This window comes from Sphaerisporangium sp. NPDC049002 (assembly GCF_040649355.1).
Taxonomy (GTDB): Bacteria; Actinomycetota; Actinomycetes; order Streptosporangiales; family Streptosporangiaceae; genus Sphaerisporangium.
In genome coordinates this window covers 1-19,795 of sequence record NZ_JBEZFH010000140.1, presented here as the reverse complement: position 1 = coordinate 19,795, position 19,795 = coordinate 1, and the positions used below count along the sequence as shown (strand labels likewise).

The following is a 19,795-nucleotide window of genomic DNA, read 5'->3' as shown; positions in this document are numbered from 1 at the left end:
CGCCGCCTCCGGGCACCCAGGGCGCCGGCCCGTACGGCCCGCCCCAGGGCAACCCGTACGGCAACCCGTACGGCCCGCCCCAGGGCAACCCGTACGGCAACCCGTACGGCCCGCCCCAGGGCAATCCGAACGGCAACCCGTACGGCCCGCCACAGGGCAATCCGAACGGCAACCCGTACGGCCCGCCACAGGGCGATCCGTACGGTCCTCCGCCGGGCAGCCGGGGTGGCGGTCCCTTTGGGCCGCCTCCGGGGAATCGGGACGGCGACAGGTAGGACCACACCCGTCGCGGGGAGGCCGCCCCGCCGGGCCGTACGCCCTTGCCGGTGGGGCCGTCGCGTGTTTCAATCGCGGTACGCGGATGCCGGTGGCCACGTCCGATGATCTTTTCCGGGTGGCCGACCAGGAGGCGTACGAGTGCGCCCTGGCGCCGTTCGCCGTCGCCTCTTCCAAGACATTTCACGACTTGTCCTGGCTGCTCGCACGCGTCCTCTGATGCCCGGAAAGGACACGGCACGATCGCGCTCGCATCGATCGCCGTCCCTCGCGGCGGCATCCGCAACGTGAAGAGGAAGCACTGTGAGAACCAAGGCAAAAGTGGCGATCATGACCGCGCTCGCGGTCGTGGTCGGCGGGCTGGTGACGCTGTCGTTACAACACTCGGCCGACGCGCACGGAACCATGCAGGCGCCCGCGAGCAGGACCTACGCCTGCTACACCGACGGGCTCACCTCCAGCAACGAGATCAAGCCGAAGAACCCCGCCTGCGCGCAGGCCGTCGCCGTCGGCGGCACCCAGCCTCTCTACGACTGGTACGGGGTGCTCCGCTCGGACGGCGCCGGCCGTACCCGGGGCTTCATCCCCGACGGCCAGCTCTGCAGCGGCGGGTTCGCGAAGTACGCGGCCTACGACGCGGCCAGGGCCGACTGGCCGGCGACCGTGCTGCAGGCGGGCGCAATGTACGACTTCGTCTACGGAGCCTGGGTGCCCCACCCCGGCGGGTTCAAGCTCTACATCACCAAGGACACCTACAACCCTACGCAGCCGCTGACCTGGGCCGACATGGAGGAGCAGCCGTTCCTGACGGCCGACCCCGAGCCCGCGGTGACCAACGGCGCCTACCGCTTCTCGGGCAGGCTGCCGAACAAGTCGGGCCGCCACGTCATCTACTCGGTCTGGTACCGGTCGGACAGCCAGGAGACCTTTTACGGCTGCTCCGACGTGATCTTCAGCGGCACCTCGACACCGCCGCCGAGCTCGCCCCCGCCCGGCTCGCCTCCTCCGAGCTCGCCGCCGCCCTCCACCCCGCCGCCGGTCTCGTGCACGGCGACGGTGACGCTGGCGAACTCCTGGTCGGGCGGGTTCCAGGCCTCGGCGACCATCAAGAACACCGGTAACGCCCCGATCAACAACTGGTACATCCAGTGGACGATGCCGATGGGGATCACGATCACCCAGGCGTGGAACGGGACGTCCATGCAGAGCGGCCCGAGCGGCATGATCCACGCGGCCTCCTGGAACGCCCAGCTTGCTCCGGGGGCGTCGGCGACCGCCGGGTTCCTCGCGAGCACGACCGGAAACGTGACACCGACCTTCACGGGGGTGAGCTGCGGCTAGCCACCCGGCGACGGGAACGGGCGGGCCGGTCACCGCCTCCACGGCGACCGGCCCGCGCGGGACGGGCACGCGCGTGGCCGGGGGAGCCCGGGACGGCGTACGGCGAGCGGCCGGCACGCGAAGGCCGGGGCATGGAGCGGCATACGGGACGAGGCCCGGTATCGGGCGATGTGCGGAGGGGGACCGGGCACGCCGAATACTCGAACGCCGGCCGTGAGGCAGAGAGGCACTTCCCCCTCACGGCATGCGGCGTCCGAGCCGGACGAGATCACGCGGTTGCCGTGGCTCCGTTCGAGAGGCGTCACCTCCTCCTGGCCGATCACGGTCTTATGGGAGCGCTCCCATGCGCGATCCGGACACTACCCCGGCGGCCGTGCGAACCGAAGCGCGAGCCTGGTCGTCACTGGGCGGAGGCCGGGAAAGCACAGCTCACAGGCCCCTGGCCCGGCACGGTGGATGAAACTTTCGCCACCCACCGAAACGGCGCCGGGCCGTACGGGGGCCGGCCCCGCGAAGGGCGATCCGGACCGCGAGGGCGATCGGGGTCAGGCCGTCAGGGGCGTCTTCGATCACGGTCGCGCGGCGAGGATCCGGTCGAGGGAGGTCTCCCGGGGCCCGGGGAAGACCGGCGAGGACCTGAGCACGACGGAGTCCAGGAACGCCTTGGCCGTCGCGGCGAACTCCCGGGCCGCGTAGACGTAGGTCTCGGCCGGCCACCTGGCGGCCGAGTCGTCGCCGACCCCGAAGGCGTCCAGCCCCGCCGTACGGCACAGCGCGACGGCGCGCGGCAGATGGAAGCTCTGCGTCACGACCGTGAGGCGCCGGACCCCGAATACGTCACGGGCCCGGACGCAGGAGTCCCAGGTGTCGAATCCCGCGTAGTCGAGCACCAGCACGTCCCCGGGCACACCGTGGGCGACCAGGTGGTCACGCATGGCCGACGGCTCGTCGTATCCCACGCGGCCGTTGTCGCCGGACAGCAGGAGCGCCCGCACCTTGCCCGCGCGGTACAACTCGGCGGCGACATCCAGGCGGGTGGCCAGCATCGGACTGGGGGACCCGTGGTAGAGGCCGGCGCCGAGCACCAGGCCCACCGGCGCCGCCGGAACCCCGCGCGTCCACCCCGGCGCCGCGCCGGCGGTGACCCGGTGGCCCGTGGTGGACAGCCAGGCCCAGGTCATCGGCGCGAGGGCGAGCAGGCTGAGCGCGACGGCACCAAGGAAGCCGCGCCGCCGCGCCGCCCGCGTCCACCGGGAGGGTACGAGGCGTGCCGTCCAGGCCCGCGGACGAGGTCGAGCCGTTCGTGCCGGCGGGGGGACGCGTAGACGGGTCATGAACGGTTAGACGCCGACCGCGTCCAGTTCGTTGTGGCCGGACGCGAGCGTGTCACCCGGGCCGCGCGAGCGCATGAGGAAGACCACCCGAAGGGTCGCGATCCACACGAGCGCGGCCCCGAGCACGTGTGCCCCGACGAGGATGGCGGGCACGGCGAGGAAGTACTGCACGTAGCCGATGACGCCCTGGGCCAGCTCGACGCCCAGCAGGACCAGCGCGCCACGCCGGGCACGGCCGGGGGAGTCGGTGACGTGCAGGGCGAACAGCAGCGCGAACGTCAGCCCGAGAACGATCCAGACGGCGTCCGCGTGGATCTGGACCACGGTCTGGATGTCGAAGTCGAACCGCGAGGCCGCCTCGTCACCCGAGTGCGGCCCGGTTCCCGTGACCACCACACCCGCGACCACCAGCACGAACACGGCGGCCACCAGGACGAAGCCCAGCGTGCGGATGTCGCGGTGGACCAGCCTCCTGGGCGGGGCGTCGCCCTCGCCCGAGCGGGCGTAGAGCGCGAGCGCCGCGAGGATCATGCCGATGGAGACCAGGAAGTGGACGCTGACCGTGACCGGGTTCAGCAGGCTCCGCACGACCAGGCCGCCCCACAGCCCCTGGACGGCGACGCCGATCGGCTGGATCCAGGCCAGGCGCACCAGGCTGGAGCGGCGGGGCGTGACGCGGAGCACGGCGACCACGCAGGCGACGGCGACGGCGAGCACCAGGAAGGTCAGCAGCCGGTTGCCGAACTCGATCGCCATGTTCACCGGCGCGTGCGCGTCGTGGGCGGCGGGCACGAAGCTGCCGGGGGTGCACTGGGGCCAGGTCGGGCAGCCGAGCCCCGAGCCCGTGAGCCGTACGGCCGCGCCGGTCACGGTGATGCCCGCGTTGACGACCACACTGGCCAGCGCCCACCGCCTGACGGTGAACGGGGTCGGGGACCACGCGGAGTGGAAGAGGTCGAGCGCGCGGCTCCTGAGCTGGTCGAGGAAGGCGCGCGGCCGCGTTTCCCCTGCGCGGCTCCGGGGCTGGTCTGCTGCGGTCACGGCACACATCGTAGGCGGCCGTACCGTCGCCCCGGTCCGTAGCCCTCCGCTCCGGTGCGGTTGTGACACCGGAGGCGGGTATGGCACCGGAATGGCGGAAACCGGGATTGATTGCCGCTTTGAATATGTGACATATTACTGACTGGCCGAGGGGACGCGCGTGGGGGTGAGAATGGCCGACGTCGTGGTGGTCGGGGCGGGCGTCGTCGGGGCGGCGTGCGCGTACTACGCCGCCAAGGCGGGCCTGACCGTCACCGTGGTCGACCGCGGAGGGGTCGCGGCGGGCACGACCGGAGCGGGCGAGGGCAACATCCTGGTCTCCGACAAGGAGCCCGGTCCCGAGCTGAAGCTGGCCCTGCTGTCCAACACCCTCTGGCGCGAGCTGGCGGCCCTCGGCGGCTTCGAGTTCGAGGCGAAGGGCGGCCTGGTCGTCGCCGAGACCGCCGAGGTGCTGGAAGCCCTCACCGCGCTCGCCGGGGAACAGGCCGGCCGGGGAGTCGAGCACCTGCCCGTGGCCCCCGGCGAGCTGCCGGGGTACGAGCCCCACCTCACGCGCGACCTTGCCGGCGCGGTCTTCTACCCGCAGGACGCCCAGGTGCAGCCGATGCTCGCCGCCGCCAGGCTCCTCCAGCACGCTCCCGGGGTCGTCCTGCGCACGGGGGTGACGGTCACCGGCTTCCTACGCGACGGCGACCGGGTGACCGGCGTCCGTACAAGTGACGGGGACATCCCGGCGGGGGCCGTGGTGAACGCCGCGGGCACCTGGAGCGGCGAACTGGCCGCGCTCGCCGGCCTCGGCCTGCCGATCCTGCCGCGCCGGGGCTTCATCCTGGTCACCGAGCCCATCTCCGGACGATTCGGCGTGCCGCTCGTCAGGCACAAGGTCTACACCGCCGCCTACGTCACCGACGTGGCGAGCGACTCCGCCGGCCTCTCGACCAGCGCGGTGATCGAGGGAACGCCCTCCGGCACGGTGCTCATCGGCGCGAGCCGCGAGCGGGTGGGCTTCGACCGCACGATGTCGATCCCGGTGATCGAGGCGCTGGCCCGCCAGGCCGTCGCGCTCTTCCCCGTGCTGGCCGACCGCCGGGTGATCAGGGCCTACTGCGGGTTCCGGCCCTACTGCCCCGACCACCTTCCCGTGATCGGCGCGGACCCCCGCGCGCCCGGCCTGTACCACGCTTGCGGGCACGAGGGGGCGGGCATCGGCCTCGCCCCGGCCACCGGCCACCTGATCGCCGGGCTGCTCGCGGGCGCGACCCCCGAGCTGGACCTGAGCCCCTTCCGCCCGGAAAGGTTCGCCGCGTGAATCCCTCGCCAGAGCGACCTCCCGCCACCACCCCGTCCGCCAAACCCCAGGAGAGGCCCCCGCACGCCGGTCACCTCGTGGGGGCGCGGCCCGAGCCGGGCTTCGAGATCAACGTGGACGGCCGTCCCGTCACGGCGGTGCCGGGCCAGACGATCGGCGCCGTCCTTTACGCCGGCGGCATCAGATCATGGCGTACGACCCGGCTGGGCGGGCGTCCCCGTGGCCTGTTCTGCGGCATCGGCGTGTGCTTCGACTGCCTGGTCACCGTCAACGGCGAGGCGTCCCTGCGCGCCTGCCAGACCGAGGCGCGCCCCGGAGACGAGGTCACGACCGGATGAGCGACGACATGAGCGCGCACCCGACGGCGGACAGGATCGGCGTCCCGCCGGGCACGGAAGTGAGGCCGCGATGAAGGATCTCGCCGTCGTCGGGGCCGGGCCCGCCGGGATGGCGGCGGCCGTCGCCGCCTCACGGGCCGGGCTGAGCGTCGTGCTGATCGACTCGGGAGCGCGGCTCGGCGGCCAGTACTACCGGCACCCGCCCGAGGGGTTCCGCGCCCGCAGGCCGGGGGCGCTGCACCACGGGTTCGCGCGGTTCACCCGGCTCGCGGACGCCCTCGGGGAGCACGACGGCGTGGAGCTCCGGCTCCTGCACCGCGTCTGGGCCGTCGTCGCGGAACGGGAAGGGGACGGCAGAGTGGCCGTGCACTGCCTGGCAGGGGCCAGGGACGAGCGGCGCGAGACCGTCCTCGCCCGGCGCCTGGTCATCGCGACCGGCGCGCACGACCGGCCGCTCCCGTTCCCCGGCTGGGACCTTCCCGGAGTGTTCACGGCCGGGGGCGCGCAGGCGCTGCTCAAGGGCGACCTCGTGGTGGCCGGGCGCAGGGTCGTCGTCGCGGGCACCGGGCCCTTCCTGCTTCCCGTCGCGGCCGGGCTGGCCGGCGCGGGCGCGCACGTCGCCGGGGTCTTCGAGGCCAACGGGAGATTCGGCCTCGCGCCCGCCCTGATCACCCACCCGGGCAAGCTGGCGGAGGGCGCCGGGTACGGCCTCCGCCTGGCCAGGAACCGGGTCCCGTACCTGGGCGGCCACGCCGTGGTCGCCGCGCACGGGCGGGACGAGCTGACGCACGTCACCGTGGCCGAGCTCGACCGCGACTGGGTCCCCGGGAGGCTCCGGACGATCGCGTGCGACGCGCTGGCCGTCGGGTACGGCTTCGTCCCGCAGATCGAGCTCGCCACGCAGCTCGGCTGCGCCACCGGGACGGATCGGGACGGCGGCCCGGTCGTCACCGTGGACGAGGGGATGCGAACCAGCGTGCCCGGCGTCTACGCGGCGGGTGAGCCGACCGGTGTCGGCGGAGCCGGGCTGGCGGAGGCCGAGGGCTGGATCGCCGGACGTACGGCCGCCGCCGACCTCGGCCGCCCGGTGCCCCCGGCGCCCGGCCTGGCGAGGAAACGGGCCAGGCTCGCCGCGTTCGGCAGGGCCCTCCAGAGCGCCTACCCCGTACGGGACGGCTGGAAGGGCTGGCTGCGCGACGACACGCTGATCTGCCGCTGCGAGGAGGTTCCTTACGCGCGGATCAAGGAGGCGCGGGAACTCGGCGCCGTGGACGCCCGCTCGATGAAACTGCTGGCCCGCCCGGGGATGGGCTGGTGCCAGGGCCGCGTATGCGGCTACGCCGTGGCGTGCCTGGCGGGCGAGGCCCCGGCGCCGCCACGCCGGCCGATCGCGCAGCCCGTACGACTCGGCGATCTAGCAGGAGACCCAGGAGGAGAGGACCCCCGATGACAACTCGTGAGAAGCCCTGGCATGGAGTGATGGTGGCGACGGCGCTGCCGTTGCGCGAGGACCTGAGCGTCGACGAGGAGGGATACGCCGCGCACTGCCGCTGGCTGGTCGAGCAGGGATGCGACGGCGTGGTGCCCAACGGCTCGCTCGGCGAGTACCAGACGCTCACCCCGCAGGAGCGCGCCCGCGTCGTGGAGACGGCCGTCGCGGCGGTCGGCGGGGACCGCGTGATGCCGGGCGTGGCGGCGTACGGCGCGGCCGAGTCCCGCCGCTGGGCCGAGCAGGCGCGGGACGCGGGCTGCCAGGTCGTGATGCTGCTCCCGCCGAACGCCTACCGCGCCGACGAGCGCGCCGTGCTCGCGCACTACCGCGAGGTCGCCAAGGTGGGGCTGCCCATCGTGGCGTACAACAACCCGTACGACACCAAGGTCGACCTCGTCCCCTCGCTGCTGGCGAAGCTACACGGCGAGGGGCTGATCGCCGGGGTCAAGGAGTTCACGGGGGACGTGCGGCGGGCGTACGAGATCGCGGAGCTGGCGCCCGGCCTGGACATGCTGATCGGCTCGGACGACGTGGCGCTTGAGCTGGCCGTCGCCGGAGCGGTGGGCTGGGTCTCCGGGTTCACGAACGCGCTTCCCGCCTCGTGCGTGGCCCTGTTCCGCGCGGCAGTGGAGGGGGACGTGGCCGGCGCGCTGCCGCTGTACCGTACGCTGCACCCGCTGCTGCGCTGGGACGCCAAGATCGAGTTCGTGCAGGCCATCAAACTGTCGATGGACCTCGCCGGCCGGTACGGCGGCCCGTGCCGGCACCCGCGCGTGCCGCTGACCCCCGAGCACGAGGCCTCGGTCCGCGCGGCCACCGAGAAGGCGCTGGCCGAAGGATTGCGGTGAGGTGACGGTGAGGACCAAGAAGATCTTCCACGTGGTCGACTCGCACACCGAGGGGATGCCCACGCGGGTCGTCACCGGCGGAGTCGGCGTCATCCCCGGCGCGAGCATGGCCGAGCGCAGGGAGTACTTCCTGGCCAACCTCGACCACATCCGCAAGCTGCTGATGTTCGAGCCGCACGGTCACTCGGCGATGAGCGGCGCGATCCTGCAGCCCCCGGCCCGCCCGGACGCCGACTTCGGCGTGCTCTACATCGAGGTGTCGGGCTGCCTGCCGATGTGCGGCCACGGCACCATCGGGGTGGCGACGGTCCTGGTGGAGACCGGCATGGTCGAGGTCGTCGAGCCCGTCACGACAGTACGGCTCGACACGCCCGCCGGCCTGGTGGTCGCCTCGGTGCGGGTGGAGGACGGCGCGGCCAGGTCGGTGACGATCCAGAACGTGCCCTCCTTCAGCGCCGGGCTCGACCGCACGGTCAAGGTGCCGGGCCTCGGCGAGGTGACCTACGACCTGGCGTACGGCGGCAACTTCTACGCCATCCTGCCGATCGAGTCGGTCGGGCTGGCGTTCGACCGCTCGCAGGGCCAGCGGATCCTCGACGCGGGCCTCGCGATCTCGGCGGCGATCAACGAGGCGGACGAGCCTGTCCACCCGCTCGACCCGGGGATCCGGGGCTGCCACCACGTCCAGTTCGTCGCCCCCGGTTCGGACGCCCGGCTGTCGCGGCACGCCATGGCCATCCACCCCGGATGGTTCGACCGCTCGCCCTGCGGCACCGGGACCAGCGCCCGCATGGCGCAGCTCCACGCGAGGGGCGAGCTGGAGCTGGGGGAGGACTTCGTCAACGAGTCGTTCATCGGCACCCGGTTCACCGGGCGGCTGGTCGAGCGGGCGGAGGTCGCCGGACGGGCGGCGGTGATCCCGACGATCACGGGCAGGGCCTGGGTGACGGGCACGGCGCAGCACTTCCTCGACCCCACCGACCCTTTCCCCGAGGGGTTTCTCCTGTGATCCACTAAATCCATGACATGGACTATGGTTCCATGTAGCGGGATATCTGACTGTTCGAGAGGGATTCAGCGATGAGCGTTGTCGAGAGCCGGTCTCCCCAGAACCCGGCCGACGTGGTCGCGAGCGTCACGGCCGCCGGGGCGGAGGGCGTCGCGGACGCGGTGCGCCGGGCGCGGGCCGCCCAGGGGCGGTGGGCCGGGGCGAACGCCGCGCGGCGCGCGACCGCGCTGGCCGAGGCCGCCGAGGCGGTGGCCGCCTCGGCCGGCGAACTGGGCGCGCTCATCGTCCGCGAGGTCGGCAAGCCGGTCACCGAGGCGACCGGCGAGGTGGCGCGGTCGGTCGCGATCCTGCGCTACTACTCCCAGCAGGTCTTCGACCCGATCGGCGCCATGCACGAGCCCTCGGGCGCCGGGCTCGCCTACACCCGAAGGCGCCCGCGCGGCGTGGCCGGGCTCATCACCCCGTGGAACTTCCCGCTGGCCATCCCCCTGTGGAAAGCCGCGCCCGCCCTCGCCTTCGGCAACGCCGTCGTGCTCAAGCCCGCCCCACAGGCGCTCGCCTGCGCGCTGCGCCTGGCCGAACTGCTGGGCCTGCCCGAGGATCTGTTCCAGGTCGTCCCCGGCGACGCCGAGGAGGGCGCGGCGCTGATCGAGGCTGCCGACGTGGTCTCCTTCACCGGGTCGGCCGCCGTCGGCCGCAAGGTCGCCGTGGCCGCGGCGGGCAGGGGCGTGCAGGTCCAGGCGGAGATGGGCGGGCAGAACGCCGGCATCGTGCTGGACGACGCCAACCTTCCGGCCGCGGCCGCGCAGATCGCCGCCGCCGCGTTCGGGTACGCCGGGCAGAAGTGCACCGCGACCAAGCGCGTCATCACCGTGGGCAACGCCGGCGAGGTCCGCGAGGCGCTGGTCGCCGCCGTCGCCAAGCTCGGCGTGGGAGACCCGGCCGACCCCGGTACGGCCGTGGGGCCCCTGATCGACCAGGCCGCCCGCGACCGCGTGGTGTCGGCGGCGGCCGGGGGACGGGTGCTCACCGGCGGTGAGGCGCTCGACCGGGACGGGTGGTACGCCGCCCCGACCCTGGTGGACGGCGTCCCGGCCGGCCACGTGCTGGCCTGCGACGAGGTCTTCGGGCCCATCTGCCTGGTGCAGGACGCGGGCTCGGTGGACGAGGCGGTCGCCCTGGCCAACGGCGTGCGCTACGGCCTGGCCTCCGCCGTCTACACGCGCGACCTCGACCGGGCGCTCGACGTCTCGGCGCGGCTGGACACCGGCCTGGTCAAGGTCAACAGCCCGACGAGCGGCGTGGACTTCTACCTGCCGTTCGGCGGCGAGAAGGACTCCAGCCACGGCCCGCGCGAGCAGGGCAAGGCCGCCCAGGAGTTCTACACCTCCACCCACACCGTCGCCCTCGGCCCGGCCGGCGACTAGCCCGGGGGCGTCCCCCGTGCCCGTTCTCACTTGCGGCACGGGGTTCCCGTCAGAGCCGTACCGGCCTCCTAACGGTCTGATCTCGGACCTTGACGCTGACTATCAGTTTGTGTGCAATGTCACACACCATGCTGAGACGACGCTGTTTCGCGAGGAGATGCACGATGGGCAAAGCGCGCGTAGCCGTGATCTGGTCGCTGGCGACGGCCGTGGGCATGCTGACGGCGGGCTGCGGCCAGGGGCTCCTGGGAGGCGGCTCGGACACCGCCGGGGACGAGGGCCCCATCGCCCTCGGGATGCTGATCCCGCAGTCCGGCAGCGAGGCGGCCATCGGCCCGTACATGCGAAACGCCGCGCAGCTCGCGGTGGACGAGATCAACGGCAAGGGGGGCGTGCTCGGCCGCAAGCTGGAGCTCAAGGTCGCCGACGACGCCTGCGACGCCCAGACGGCCGTCTCCGGCGCCAACAAGCTCGTCACCGAGGGCGTGAAGATCTCGGTGGGCGGCTACTGCTCGGGCGCGACGCTCCCCACCCTGCCCGTCTTCGGCAAGGCGAACATCCCGATGATCATCCCTGCCGCCAACTCGCAGGAACTGGTCGATCAGCACCTCAAGCACGTCTTCCTGATCAACGGCACCGGCACGCAGCAGGCCGCCGCCGCCATGGCGTGGATCACCAAGCAGGGGGCCCAGCGGGTCGCGCTGGTGCACGACAACACCAGTTACTCCAAGGACATCGCCGTCCGCACGCAGGCGCTCCTCGACCAGGCCGGCGGCCCGGAGACCGCGATCCTGGAGGCGGTGACGCCCAAGGAGAGCGACTACAGCGCGAACGTCAACAACATCCTCGCCAAGAAGCCCGACTTCGTCTACTGGACCGGCTACTTCCAGGAGGGCGGCCTGATCACCCGGCAGCTCCGCCAGGCCGGCTACAAGGGCGGCATCATGGTCGGCGACGGCTCGGTGTCGGAGAAGCTCGCGCAGATCGCCGGCCCCGAGGCGGGCGAGGGCGTGTACGCCACGATGACCCAGACCCCCGAGACCCTCCAGGGCGCGGAGACCTGGATCGCCGACTACACCAAGAAGTTCGGCGCGGGCCCCGGCCCGTACTCCAACCAGGCGTACGACGCCGTGCGGCTGGCCGCCGAGGCCGTCAAGCGGGCCGGGTCGACCGACGGCGCGAAGGTCATCACCGCCCTGGAGGGGATCGACGGGTTCCAGATGTTCTCCGGCCCGCTCAAGTTCACCCCCGACCACACCCTGGCGACCGGCGGCTTCCAGATCCTGGTGGTCAAGTCCGGGAAGTTCGCCCTCCAGGACGCGCTCAAGTGACCCCGCGCGCCTGCCTCCCGGGGCCCCGAGGAACGACATGTCGCAGCTGATCTGGAACGGGCTGTTCGTCGGCTCGTTCTATGCTCTGGTGGCGCTGGGGTACAGCATGGTCTACGGGATCATGAAGCTGCTCAACTTCGCCCACGGCGACATCTACATGCTCGGCGCCTTCACCGGGTTCGCGATCCTCGGCGCGGTGGGAGGCGTGTCGCCGGGCATGGCGCTGCCGACACTGCTCGGCGTGCTCGTCGTCACGATGGCCGTCACCGGACTGTCGGGCGTCGTGCTCGAACGCGTCGCCTACCGCCCGCTGCGCGGCGCCCCCCGGCTCTCGCTGCTCATCACCGCCGTCGGCGCCTCGTTCGCGCTGGAGTACGGAATGCGCGCCGCCGCCGGGGCCGACCCGCAGGTCTACCCTCTGCGGCTCGGCGGCACCTCCGTCGAGGTGCTGGGCGCGCGGATCACCCTCCAGCAGATCGCGCTCATCATCGTGGCCGTCGCCCTCATGGGCGGGCTGAACGTGCTGGTCACCCGGACCCGCGAGGGCCGGGCCATGCGGGCCATCGCCCTCGACCCGCGTACGAGCGCGCTCATGGGCGTCAACGTGAACGCGGTCATCTCACGGACGTTCTTCCTCGGTTCCGCCCTCGCGGGCGCGGCCGGCGTGATGGCCGGGGCCTACTACGGGAAGATCGACTTCCTGATGGGCTTCCTCATCGGGCTCAAGGCGTTCACCTCGGCGGTCATCGGCGGCATCGGCAACATCCCCGGCACCATGCTGGGCGGCCTGCTGCTCGGGCTGCTGGAATCCTTCGGCACGTACTGGCTCGGCGGCGAGTGGCGCGACGTGTTCGCGTTCGGCGTGCTCATCCTGTTCCTGTCCGTACGGCCGACCGGCCTGCTCGGCGAGCGTGTCACGGAGCGCGTGTGACGGCCCGGAGCCGGACCCGGGCCGGCGCGCTTGGCCGCGCGACCTCGCGGCTCCTCGACAGCAGGTGGGCGGGGCTCGCCGGGCTGGCCGTCGCCGTGCTCGCCCCGTTCGTGATCGCCACGCCGTACGCCCTGTCGGTCATGACCAGCGCGGCCATCTTCGTCATGCTCGCCTCGGGGCTGAACATCGTGGTGGGCTTCTGCGGGCTGCTCGACCTCGGGTACGTCGCCTTCTTCGCCGTCGGCGCGTACACCAGCGGCGTGCTGAGCACCCGGTTCGACCTCCCGCTACTGGCGACCGTGCCCGCCGTCATCGTGGCCACCGTCGTCGCGGGCGTCGTGATCGGCGCCCCCACACTGCGGCTGCGCAGCGACTACCTGGCCATCGTCACGCTGGGCTTCGGCGAGATCATCCGCATCACGGCCAACAACCTGGACGTCACCGGCGGGCCCTCGGGGATCTACGGCATCCCCGGCCTGACCGGCAGCCCGGTCGTCTTCTACTACCTGACCGTGGTGATCGTGTCGATCGCCGTGATCGGGGCCTCCCGGCTCGGCAGGTCCCGGCTCGGGAGGGCATGGCGGTTCGTCCGCGAGGACGAGGACGCCGCCGAGGCCATGGGCGTGCACACCTACAAGGTCAAGCTCGCGGCCTACATCGCGGGCGCGGTCTGGGGCGGGCTGGCCGGAGTGCTCTTCGCCGGGCAGCTCTCGGCGATCTCCCCGGGCAGCTTCACGTTCCTGCAGTCGGCTCTCGTGCTCATGGCCGTGGTGCTGGGCGGCATGGGGTCGACCCCGGGCGTCGTCGTCGGAGCCGTCGTGATCAGCCTGCTCCCCGAGCTGCTGCGCGACTTCGCGGACTACCGGTTCTTCGCCTTCGGCGTGCTGCTGATCGTCGTCATGCTGCTCCGCCCGCAGGGCCTGTGGCCCCACCGCTCCCGGGAGGCCGCCCCATGACTCTGCTGTCGGTCGAGGATCTGAGGCTGTCCTTCGGCGGCCTGCTGGCCATCGACGGTCTGTCCTTCACGGTCGGCGAGGCCGAGATCGTCTCGGTGATCGGGCCGAACGGCGCGGGCAAGACGTCCGCGTTCAACTGCGTGACCGGCTTCTACCGTCCCACCGCCGGGCGCGTCGTCCTGTCGGGCAGACAGATCACCGGCATGCGGCCGTCCAGGATCGCGGGGCTCGGCGTGGCGCGGACGTTCCAGAACCTGCGGCTGTTCGGTGAGATGTCCGTGCTCGACAACGTGCGCGCGGGAGCCCACCTGTGGCTCAGGCAGAACTTCGTCGACGCGCTGCTGCACACCCCGCGCTATCGCCGTACCGAGCGCGAGTGCACCGAGCAGGCCCACCACTGGCTCGACTTCGTCGGCCTGCGCGGCGACCGGTACGGCGAGGCGCGCGCCCTGCCGTACGGCGAGCAGCGCCGGGTGGAGATCGCCCGCGCCCTGGCCCGCAGGCCGCGACTGCTGCTGCTCGACGAGCCGGCGGCCGGGCTCAACCACGGCGAGAAGACCGAGATGCTCGGCCTCGTCCGCCGGATCCGCGAGCTGGGCGTCGCGACCGTACTGATCGAGCACGACATGGGCCTGGTCATGGAGGTGTCCGAGCGTGTGATCGTGCTCAACTTCGGCCGCGAGATCGCCGACGGCCGCCCCGAAGACGTCCGCCGCGACCCCGCCGTCATCGAGGCCTACCTTGGCAAGGACGACGAGCACACCGACACGGACACGGGGACCGAGGCGGGGGGAGGCCACGATGGCGGCGCTTGAGGTCGAGGTGCTCGACGTCCACTACGGCGGGGTGCACGCCCTGCGAGGGATGTCGCTCACCGTCCGGGAAGGCGAGATCGTCGCGCTGCTCGGCAACAACGGAGCCGGGAAGACCACCACGCTCTCCGCCGTGTCCGGCCTCGTCCGCCCGACCTCCGGCAAGATCGTCTTCGACGGCGCGGACGTCACCCGGGCCCGGCCCGAGGCCATCGTCCGCGCCGGGCTGGTGCACGTCCCCGAGGGGCGCCGGGTCTTCAGCACGCTGACGGTGCACGAGAACCTCCAGATCGGCGGATACCTGGTCCGCGACAAGGCCGAGATCCGCAAGCGCGTCGACCGGGTGTACTCTCTGCTGCCGCGCCTGGCCGAGCGGCGGGCGCAGCAGGGCGGCACGCTGTCCGGCGGGGAGCAGCAGATGCTCGCCATCGGCCGGGCCCTGGTCTCCGGGCCACGACTGCTGCTCCTGGACGAGCCGTCGATGGGCCTCGCACCGCTGGTGGTCGCCTCCGTCATGGAGCTGGTCCGCGAGGTGAACGCCGAGGGCGTCTCGGTCCTGCTCGTCGAGCAGAACGCCAAGGCGGCACTCAAGATCGCCCACCGGGGGTACGTGATCGAGAGCGGCGAGTGCGTCCTCGGCGGCTCGGCGTCCGAACTGCGCGGCGACTCCCGCGTCGTCGAGGCCTATCTGGGCGGCGTCTGATGGATGGCAAGACCTGGACCGGCACGACGCGGCGAACCGGTATGGCACCACGGAGTGGCGGGGGCTTGGGCATGGGCGGGGAGATCGAGGTCCGGACGATCGACTACCACACCGGTGGCGAGCCATTTCGTATCGTCACGGCCGGAGTTCCGGAGATTCCCGGCGCCACGGTGCTGGAACGCCGGACGAACGCCTCCGCGCCCGAGATCGACCGCGTGCGGAGGCTGCTCTGCCACGAGCCGCGCGGCCACGCCGACATGTACGGATGCTTCCTCGTACCCCCGGACGACGCGGGCGCGCACCTGGGGGTGCTGTTCTGGCACAAGGACGGCTACTCCACGGCCTGCGGGCACGGCACGATAGCGCTGGGCGTCCACGCGGTGGAGTCCGGCCTGGTCCAGGCCGATCCCGACGGGGACACCGACGTGGTCGTGGACGTGCCCTCCGGGCGTGTCACGGCCCGCGTCCACAGCTCCGGCGGCGTCATCGAGTCGGTGACCTTCCGCAACGTCCCCTCCCACGTCACCGCCCGGAACGTCCAGATATCCGTCCCCACCGCCAGTAGCGAAGTCACGGTCGACATCGCCTACGGCGGGGCGATGTACGCGTCCGTTCCGGCAGGCGCCTTCGGGCTGAGCGTGGAGCCGCGTCACCTGACCGGCCTCATCGCCCTCGGCCGCGCGATCAAGGCGTCGCTCAAGGACCACCCGGCCGCCAGGCATCCTGCCGATGACCGCCTCTCCGGGATCTACGGAGTGATCTTCTACGACGAGATCGGCCCCGGCCGCCAGCGCAACGTCACCGTGTTCGCGGACGGCGAGGTGGACCGATCCCCGTGCGGCTCGGGGACGGCCGCCCGGCTCGCCCTGCTCCACGCCGACGGGTTCACCGGCGAGCTGGTCCACGAGAGCATCACCGGCACCACGTTCACCGGACGGGTCGTCGAGGCGCGCGGTGACACGGTGATCCCGGAGATCACCGGCATGGCGTACCGCACCGGCGTGCACCGGTTCGTCCTCGACCCCCGCGATCCCGTGGGCCCGGGGTTCACGCTCCGATGAGCGCGCTGCCGTACATCGACGGGGACACCCTGAGGCGCCTGGTGCCGATGGAGCATGCCGTGAGGGCGCTGTCCGAGGCGCTCCTCGGCGGCCTCGACCCGGAGGAGTGCCCGCGCCGCCCGGTCGTGGACCTGCCCGCCGGGCAGCTCCTCCTCATGCCCGCCTCGTACGGCCGCCACGCGGGGATCAAGGTGGCGAGCGTCGCCCCGGCGAACCCCGGCAGGGGGCTTCCCCGGATCCAGGGCACCTACCTGCTGTTCGACGGCCCGTCCCTGACGCCCCTGGCCTCCATGGACGGCATCGCGCTCACCTCGCTGCGCACCCCGGCCGTCTCGGCGCTCGCCGCACGGCACCTGGCCCGGCCGGACGCCCGTACGCTCACCGTCTTCGGCACCGGCCCGCAGGCATGGGGCCACGTCGAGGCCCTGCGCGCGGTACGGCCCATCGAGCACGTCACCGTCGTCGCCCGGAACCTGGACGGGGCGCGCGACCTGGCCGCCCACTGTTCCACCCTCGGCCTGACGGCGACGGTGGGCACGGCCGAGGGCGTGGCCGGCGCGGATGTGATCGTTTGCTGCACCAGTGCCCGCGAGCCGCTGTTCCCCGGCGCGCTGGTGGCCGACGGCGCACTCGTCGTCGCGGTCGGCTCCCATGAGCCGGACGCCCGCGAGCTCGACGGCGACCTGATGGCCCGTGCCACCGTCGTGGTCGAGTCCCGTACGTCCGCGCTCGCGGAGGCCGGCGACGTGATCATGGCGATCCGGTCGGGACTGATCGGCGAGGGCCACCTGGCGGGCGGCCTCGCGGAGCTGGTGAACGGGGCCGTCGAGCCGGGCTCCGGGCCTCGCGTGTTCAAGAGTGTGGGGATGGCCTGGGAGGATTTGGTCGTGGCGGCCGCCGCCCATGACGCGTGGGCGGGCCGATGAGCCCAGGAGGGGATGCCGGCATGGCGAGCGGGTCCGAGCGGGGTGGGGCGTGAGCGAGGAGGGCAGGCTCGACCTGCCGGTCATGGCCGGGCGCCAGAGCCTGCGCGAGCAGGTGGCGCAGGCGCTTCGTGGCGCGCTGGTCGCCGCCGAGATGCGCCCCGGCGTCGTCTACTCCGCCCCGGTCCTCGCCGCGCAGTTCGGGGTGTCCGCCACCCCGGTGCGCGAGGCGATGCTCGACCTGGCCAAGGAGGGCCTGGTCGAGGCGGTGCCCAACAAGGGGTTCCGGGTCACCGAGCTGTCCGAGCGCGACCTGGACGAGCTCACCGAGATCCGCAAGCTCCTGGAGGTGCCCACCGTGGCCCGGCTGGCCGACGCCTCCCGCGCGGACGAATTCGAGGTGCTCCGGCCGGTCGCCGAGGAGATCGTCTCGGCGGCGGAACGCGGCGACCTGCTCGCCTACGTCAACGCCGACCTCCGCTTCCACGTGGAGCTGCTGACGCTCGCCGGGAACGCGCACCTGGTCGAGCTCGCCCGCGACCTCAGATACCGTGCCCGGCTGTACGGCCTGAAGAAGATGTCGGAACGGGGCACCCTCGCCGACTCCGCCCGTGAGCACCTCGCCATCCTCGACGCCCTGGTCCGCGGCGACACCGACGCCGCCAGGACCACCATGGACCACCACATCCACCACATCCGCGGCATCTGGGCCAACCGCCCCGAGTGACCCCCGCAGTCCGTCTCATCCGCCGGGTGCCATCATCCGCCCTGCGGCCTGGGTATTTCCCGCGCCTGCACCGGGTTCGCCGACTCACCGAACTACGCGCCTACCAAACCCCTCCCGTTCCGGAGTCGGCTCACCCCTACGAGTGTGGGGAGGACCAAAGAGAGAACGGCCCGCTCGGCTACGACGACGGCTCACCCCCACAGGCGTGGGGATGACCCTGACGCCGGAGGAACCGGCGGTCTGGACGTCGGCTCACCCCCACGGGCGTGGGGAGGACACAAGCCCAAGCTGCGCACCTGGGCTGCCGGTCCGTGGGGAGGACTCAGGATCGCCCACAGGGATCCAGAAATACGGCGGCTCACCCCACGGGCTTGGGGAGGACTGGACATTCATCGCAGCCATGAATGGGCTGCACGGCTCACCCCCACGGGCGTGGGGAGGACCCCGAGCCGCTGGTCTTCGAGGTCCCCGTGGTCGGCTCACCCCCACTGGCGTGGGGAGGACGGCTACGGGGTGAACGTAGAGCGCTGAAGGGCTGGCTCACCCCCAAGGGCGTGGGGAGGACACAGTCGCGCGGCGCGTGGTGTCCTGCGCTGCCGGCTCACCCCCACGGGCGTGGGGAGGACCCGGTCGGCCAGCTCCTCCCGGAGGCCCTCCACGGCTCACCCCCACGGGCGTGGGGAGGACGTCGGCCACATCACGACGTTGGTCACGGTGACCGGCTCACCCCCACGGGCGTGGGGAGGACGTGAGGTCAGGGCCGATCGCATCGGCGGTCAGCGGCTCACCCCCACGGGCGTGGGGAGGACTCACGGCGCCGCTCCGACCGGATCGTCTCCATCGGCTCACCCCCACGGGCGTGGGGAGGACAAAGCCCGCGACCCCAAGCGCGTCGCGGTCCACGGCTCACCCCCACGGGCGTGGGAGGACGGCCCCGGTCGAGGAACGCGGCCAGGAGAAGCGGCTCACCCCCACGGGCGTGGGGAGGACGACCTGACCGTTCAGGCCGCCGGAGAGGTGTGCGGCTCACCCCCACGGGCGTGGGGAGGACCTGACCAGGCCACTTCCGGTAAAGAAGACCGACGGCTCACCCCCACGGGCGTGGGGAGGACCCGTGCTGGGAAAGCAACGGCGCGGCGGGCACGGGCTCACCCCCACGGGCGTGGGGAGGACCCCCCGTCCCCGGATCGTCATCTCGGCCGGAGCGGCTCACCCCCACGGGCGTGGGGAGGACCCGATACGGACAACCGCGTCATTCACGGCCGTCGGCTCACCCCCACGGGCGTGGGGAGGACACGGTAACCGCGTCCAGGACCGTGAGGCGGAGCGGCTCACCCCCACGGGCGTGGGGAGGACGGATGGCGGTTCCGGGGTCGGATGACACTGGGCGGCTCACCCCCACGGGCGTGGGGAGGACGAGGTCGCCGCCCAGGTCAAGGCCGACCAGGACGGCTCACCCCCACGGGCGTGGGGAGGACCCGTGCGGCGAAGACACCGAAACAGGGGAGTGCGGCTCACCCCCACGGGCGTGGGGAGGACAGGTACTGCGGTTGGAACGCGAGTTCGGTGTCCGGCTCACCCCCACGGGCGTGGGGAGGACTGGCGGTACCGGCCCATGTCGGCGCCGGGCTGCGGCTCACCCCCACGGGCGTGGGGAGGACGATGACGTTGTCCGTGCCGGTGGCGCGGAGGTCGGCTCACCCCCACGGGCGTGGGGAGGACCCTGACGGCCGATGCTGTCGGCCCTGACCTGACGGCTCACCCCCACGGGCGTGGGGAGGACACCGCGTTCACCACTTGGGGCCAAGTTCAGGACGGCTCACCCCCACGGGCGTGGGGAGGTGTCGCCGGCCAGGCTTATGGGACCACCGAGGGTGGTTTTCTGCCACGAGCATGGGACCACCCGGTTGCCAGTGATGGGACCACCCCGCGTGTC

General features: G+C 72.5%; 19 protein-coding genes and 1 CRISPR repeat array. Of the genes, 17 read left to right on the top strand and 2 right to left on the bottom strand.

The window, feature by feature from the left end:
• The 3 genes from AB0B89_RS24725 to AB0B89_RS24715 all read left to right on the top strand — a co-directional run.
• On the top strand, positions 1-275 hold a 275-nt coding region (locus tag AB0B89_RS24725), incomplete at its 5' end, for a hypothetical protein (RefSeq protein ID WP_358557241.1).
• 92 nt (positions 276-367) lie between these two features.
• Positions 368-496, top strand: a complete 129-nt coding sequence (locus AB0B89_RS24720; RefSeq protein ID WP_358557239.1) for a hypothetical protein — start codon at positions 368-370, stop codon at positions 494-496.
• Between the two features lie 83 nt (positions 497-579).
• Entirely contained in the window at positions 580-1,617 is a 1,038-nt protein-coding gene (locus tag AB0B89_RS24715; RefSeq protein ID WP_358557236.1) for a lytic polysaccharide monooxygenase, read from the top strand.
• A gap of 569 nt (positions 1,618-2,186) precedes the next feature.
• Here AB0B89_RS24715 and AB0B89_RS24710 read toward each other — a convergent pair.
• Together AB0B89_RS24710 and AB0B89_RS24705 are read right to left on the bottom strand one after the other, a co-directional pair.
• Complete coding sequence (locus AB0B89_RS24710) at positions 2,187-2,798, bottom strand: ElyC/SanA/YdcF family protein (RefSeq protein WP_358557233.1); 612 nt, start codon at positions 2,796-2,798, stop codon at positions 2,187-2,189.
• A gap of 159 nt (positions 2,799-2,957) precedes the next feature.
• Positions 2,958-3,992, bottom strand: a complete 1,035-nt coding sequence (locus AB0B89_RS24705) for a COX15/CtaA family protein (protein ID WP_358557230.1) — start codon at positions 3,990-3,992, stop codon at positions 2,958-2,960.
• Between the two features lie 160 nt (positions 3,993-4,152).
• Here AB0B89_RS24705 and AB0B89_RS24700 point away from each other — a divergent pair, with 160 nt between their 5' ends.
• The 14 genes from AB0B89_RS24700 (at position 4,153) to AB0B89_RS24635 (ending at position 17,859) form a co-directional block, all read left to right on the top strand.
• Positions 4,153-5,301: an FAD-binding oxidoreductase gene (locus tag AB0B89_RS24700; protein WP_358557227.1), complete on the top strand. Its 1,149-nt coding sequence runs from the start codon at positions 4,153-4,155 to the stop codon at positions 5,299-5,301.
• Positions 5,298-5,639, top strand: a complete 342-nt coding sequence (locus AB0B89_RS24695; RefSeq protein ID WP_358557224.1) for a (2Fe-2S)-binding protein — start codon at positions 5,298-5,300, stop codon at positions 5,637-5,639. Before AB0B89_RS24700 ends, AB0B89_RS24695 begins: the two co-directional genes overlap by 4 nt.
• A 70-nt stretch (positions 5,640-5,709) precedes the next feature.
• Entirely contained in the window at positions 5,710-7,089 is a 1,380-nt protein-coding gene (locus AB0B89_RS24690) for an FAD-dependent oxidoreductase (protein ID WP_358557220.1), read from the top strand.
• On the top strand, positions 7,086-7,979 hold the full coding sequence (locus AB0B89_RS24685) for a dihydrodipicolinate synthase family protein (RefSeq protein ID WP_358557217.1): 894 nt from the start codon (positions 7,086-7,088) through the stop codon (positions 7,977-7,979). Before AB0B89_RS24690 ends, AB0B89_RS24685 begins: the two co-directional genes overlap by 4 nt.
• Before the next feature lie 7 nt (positions 7,980-7,986).
• Positions 7,987-8,988, top strand: a complete 1,002-nt coding sequence (locus AB0B89_RS24680) for a proline racemase family protein (protein WP_358557244.1) — start codon at positions 7,987-7,989, stop codon at positions 8,986-8,988.
• Positions 8,989-9,059: 71 nt separating this feature from the next.
• Positions 9,060-10,415, top strand: coding sequence for an aldehyde dehydrogenase family protein (locus AB0B89_RS24675; RefSeq protein WP_358557214.1), 1,356 nt, complete (start codon positions 9,060-9,062; stop codon positions 10,413-10,415).
• A 164-nt stretch (positions 10,416-10,579) separates the two neighbouring features.
• Positions 10,580-11,746: a branched-chain amino acid ABC transporter substrate-binding protein gene (locus tag AB0B89_RS24670; RefSeq protein ID WP_358557212.1), complete on the top strand. Its 1,167-nt coding sequence runs from the start codon at positions 10,580-10,582 to the stop codon at positions 11,744-11,746.
• Positions 11,747-11,783: 37 nt separating this feature from the next.
• On the top strand, positions 11,784-12,677 hold the full coding sequence (locus AB0B89_RS24665; protein ID WP_358557210.1) for a branched-chain amino acid ABC transporter permease: 894 nt from the start codon (positions 11,784-11,786) through the stop codon (positions 12,675-12,677).
• A complete protein-coding gene (locus AB0B89_RS24660; RefSeq protein ID WP_358557208.1) occupies positions 12,674-13,633 on the top strand; it encodes a branched-chain amino acid ABC transporter permease in 960 nt (319 codons plus the stop codon). Before AB0B89_RS24665 ends, AB0B89_RS24660 begins: the two co-directional genes overlap by 4 nt.
• Positions 13,630-14,448, top strand: a complete 819-nt coding sequence (locus AB0B89_RS24655; RefSeq protein WP_358557206.1) for an ABC transporter ATP-binding protein — start codon at positions 13,630-13,632, stop codon at positions 14,446-14,448. Before AB0B89_RS24660 ends, AB0B89_RS24655 begins: the two co-directional genes overlap by 4 nt.
• A complete protein-coding gene (locus AB0B89_RS24650; RefSeq protein WP_358557204.1) occupies positions 14,435-15,148 on the top strand; it encodes an ABC transporter ATP-binding protein in 714 nt (237 codons plus the stop codon). The genes AB0B89_RS24655 and AB0B89_RS24650 overlap by 14 nt, the downstream gene beginning before the upstream one ends.
• Positions 15,149-15,219: 71 nt before the next feature.
• A complete protein-coding gene (locus AB0B89_RS24645; protein WP_358557202.1) occupies positions 15,220-16,209 on the top strand; it encodes a proline racemase family protein in 990 nt (329 codons plus the stop codon).
• Complete coding sequence (locus AB0B89_RS24640) at positions 16,206-17,135, top strand: ornithine cyclodeaminase family protein (protein ID WP_358557200.1); 930 nt, start codon at positions 16,206-16,208, stop codon at positions 17,133-17,135. The genes AB0B89_RS24645 and AB0B89_RS24640 overlap by 4 nt, the downstream gene beginning before the upstream one ends.
• Before the next feature lie 49 nt (positions 17,136-17,184).
• Positions 17,185-17,859: a GntR family transcriptional regulator gene (locus AB0B89_RS24635; protein WP_358557198.1), complete on the top strand. Its 675-nt coding sequence runs from the start codon at positions 17,185-17,187 to the stop codon at positions 17,857-17,859.
• A gap of 353 nt (positions 17,860-18,212) precedes the next feature.
• Positions 18,213-19,703: direct repeats of the CRISPR family, unit length 29 nt; unit sequence CGGCTCACCCCCACGGGCGTGGGGAGGAC.
• Positions 19,704-19,795 lie beyond the last annotated feature (92 nt).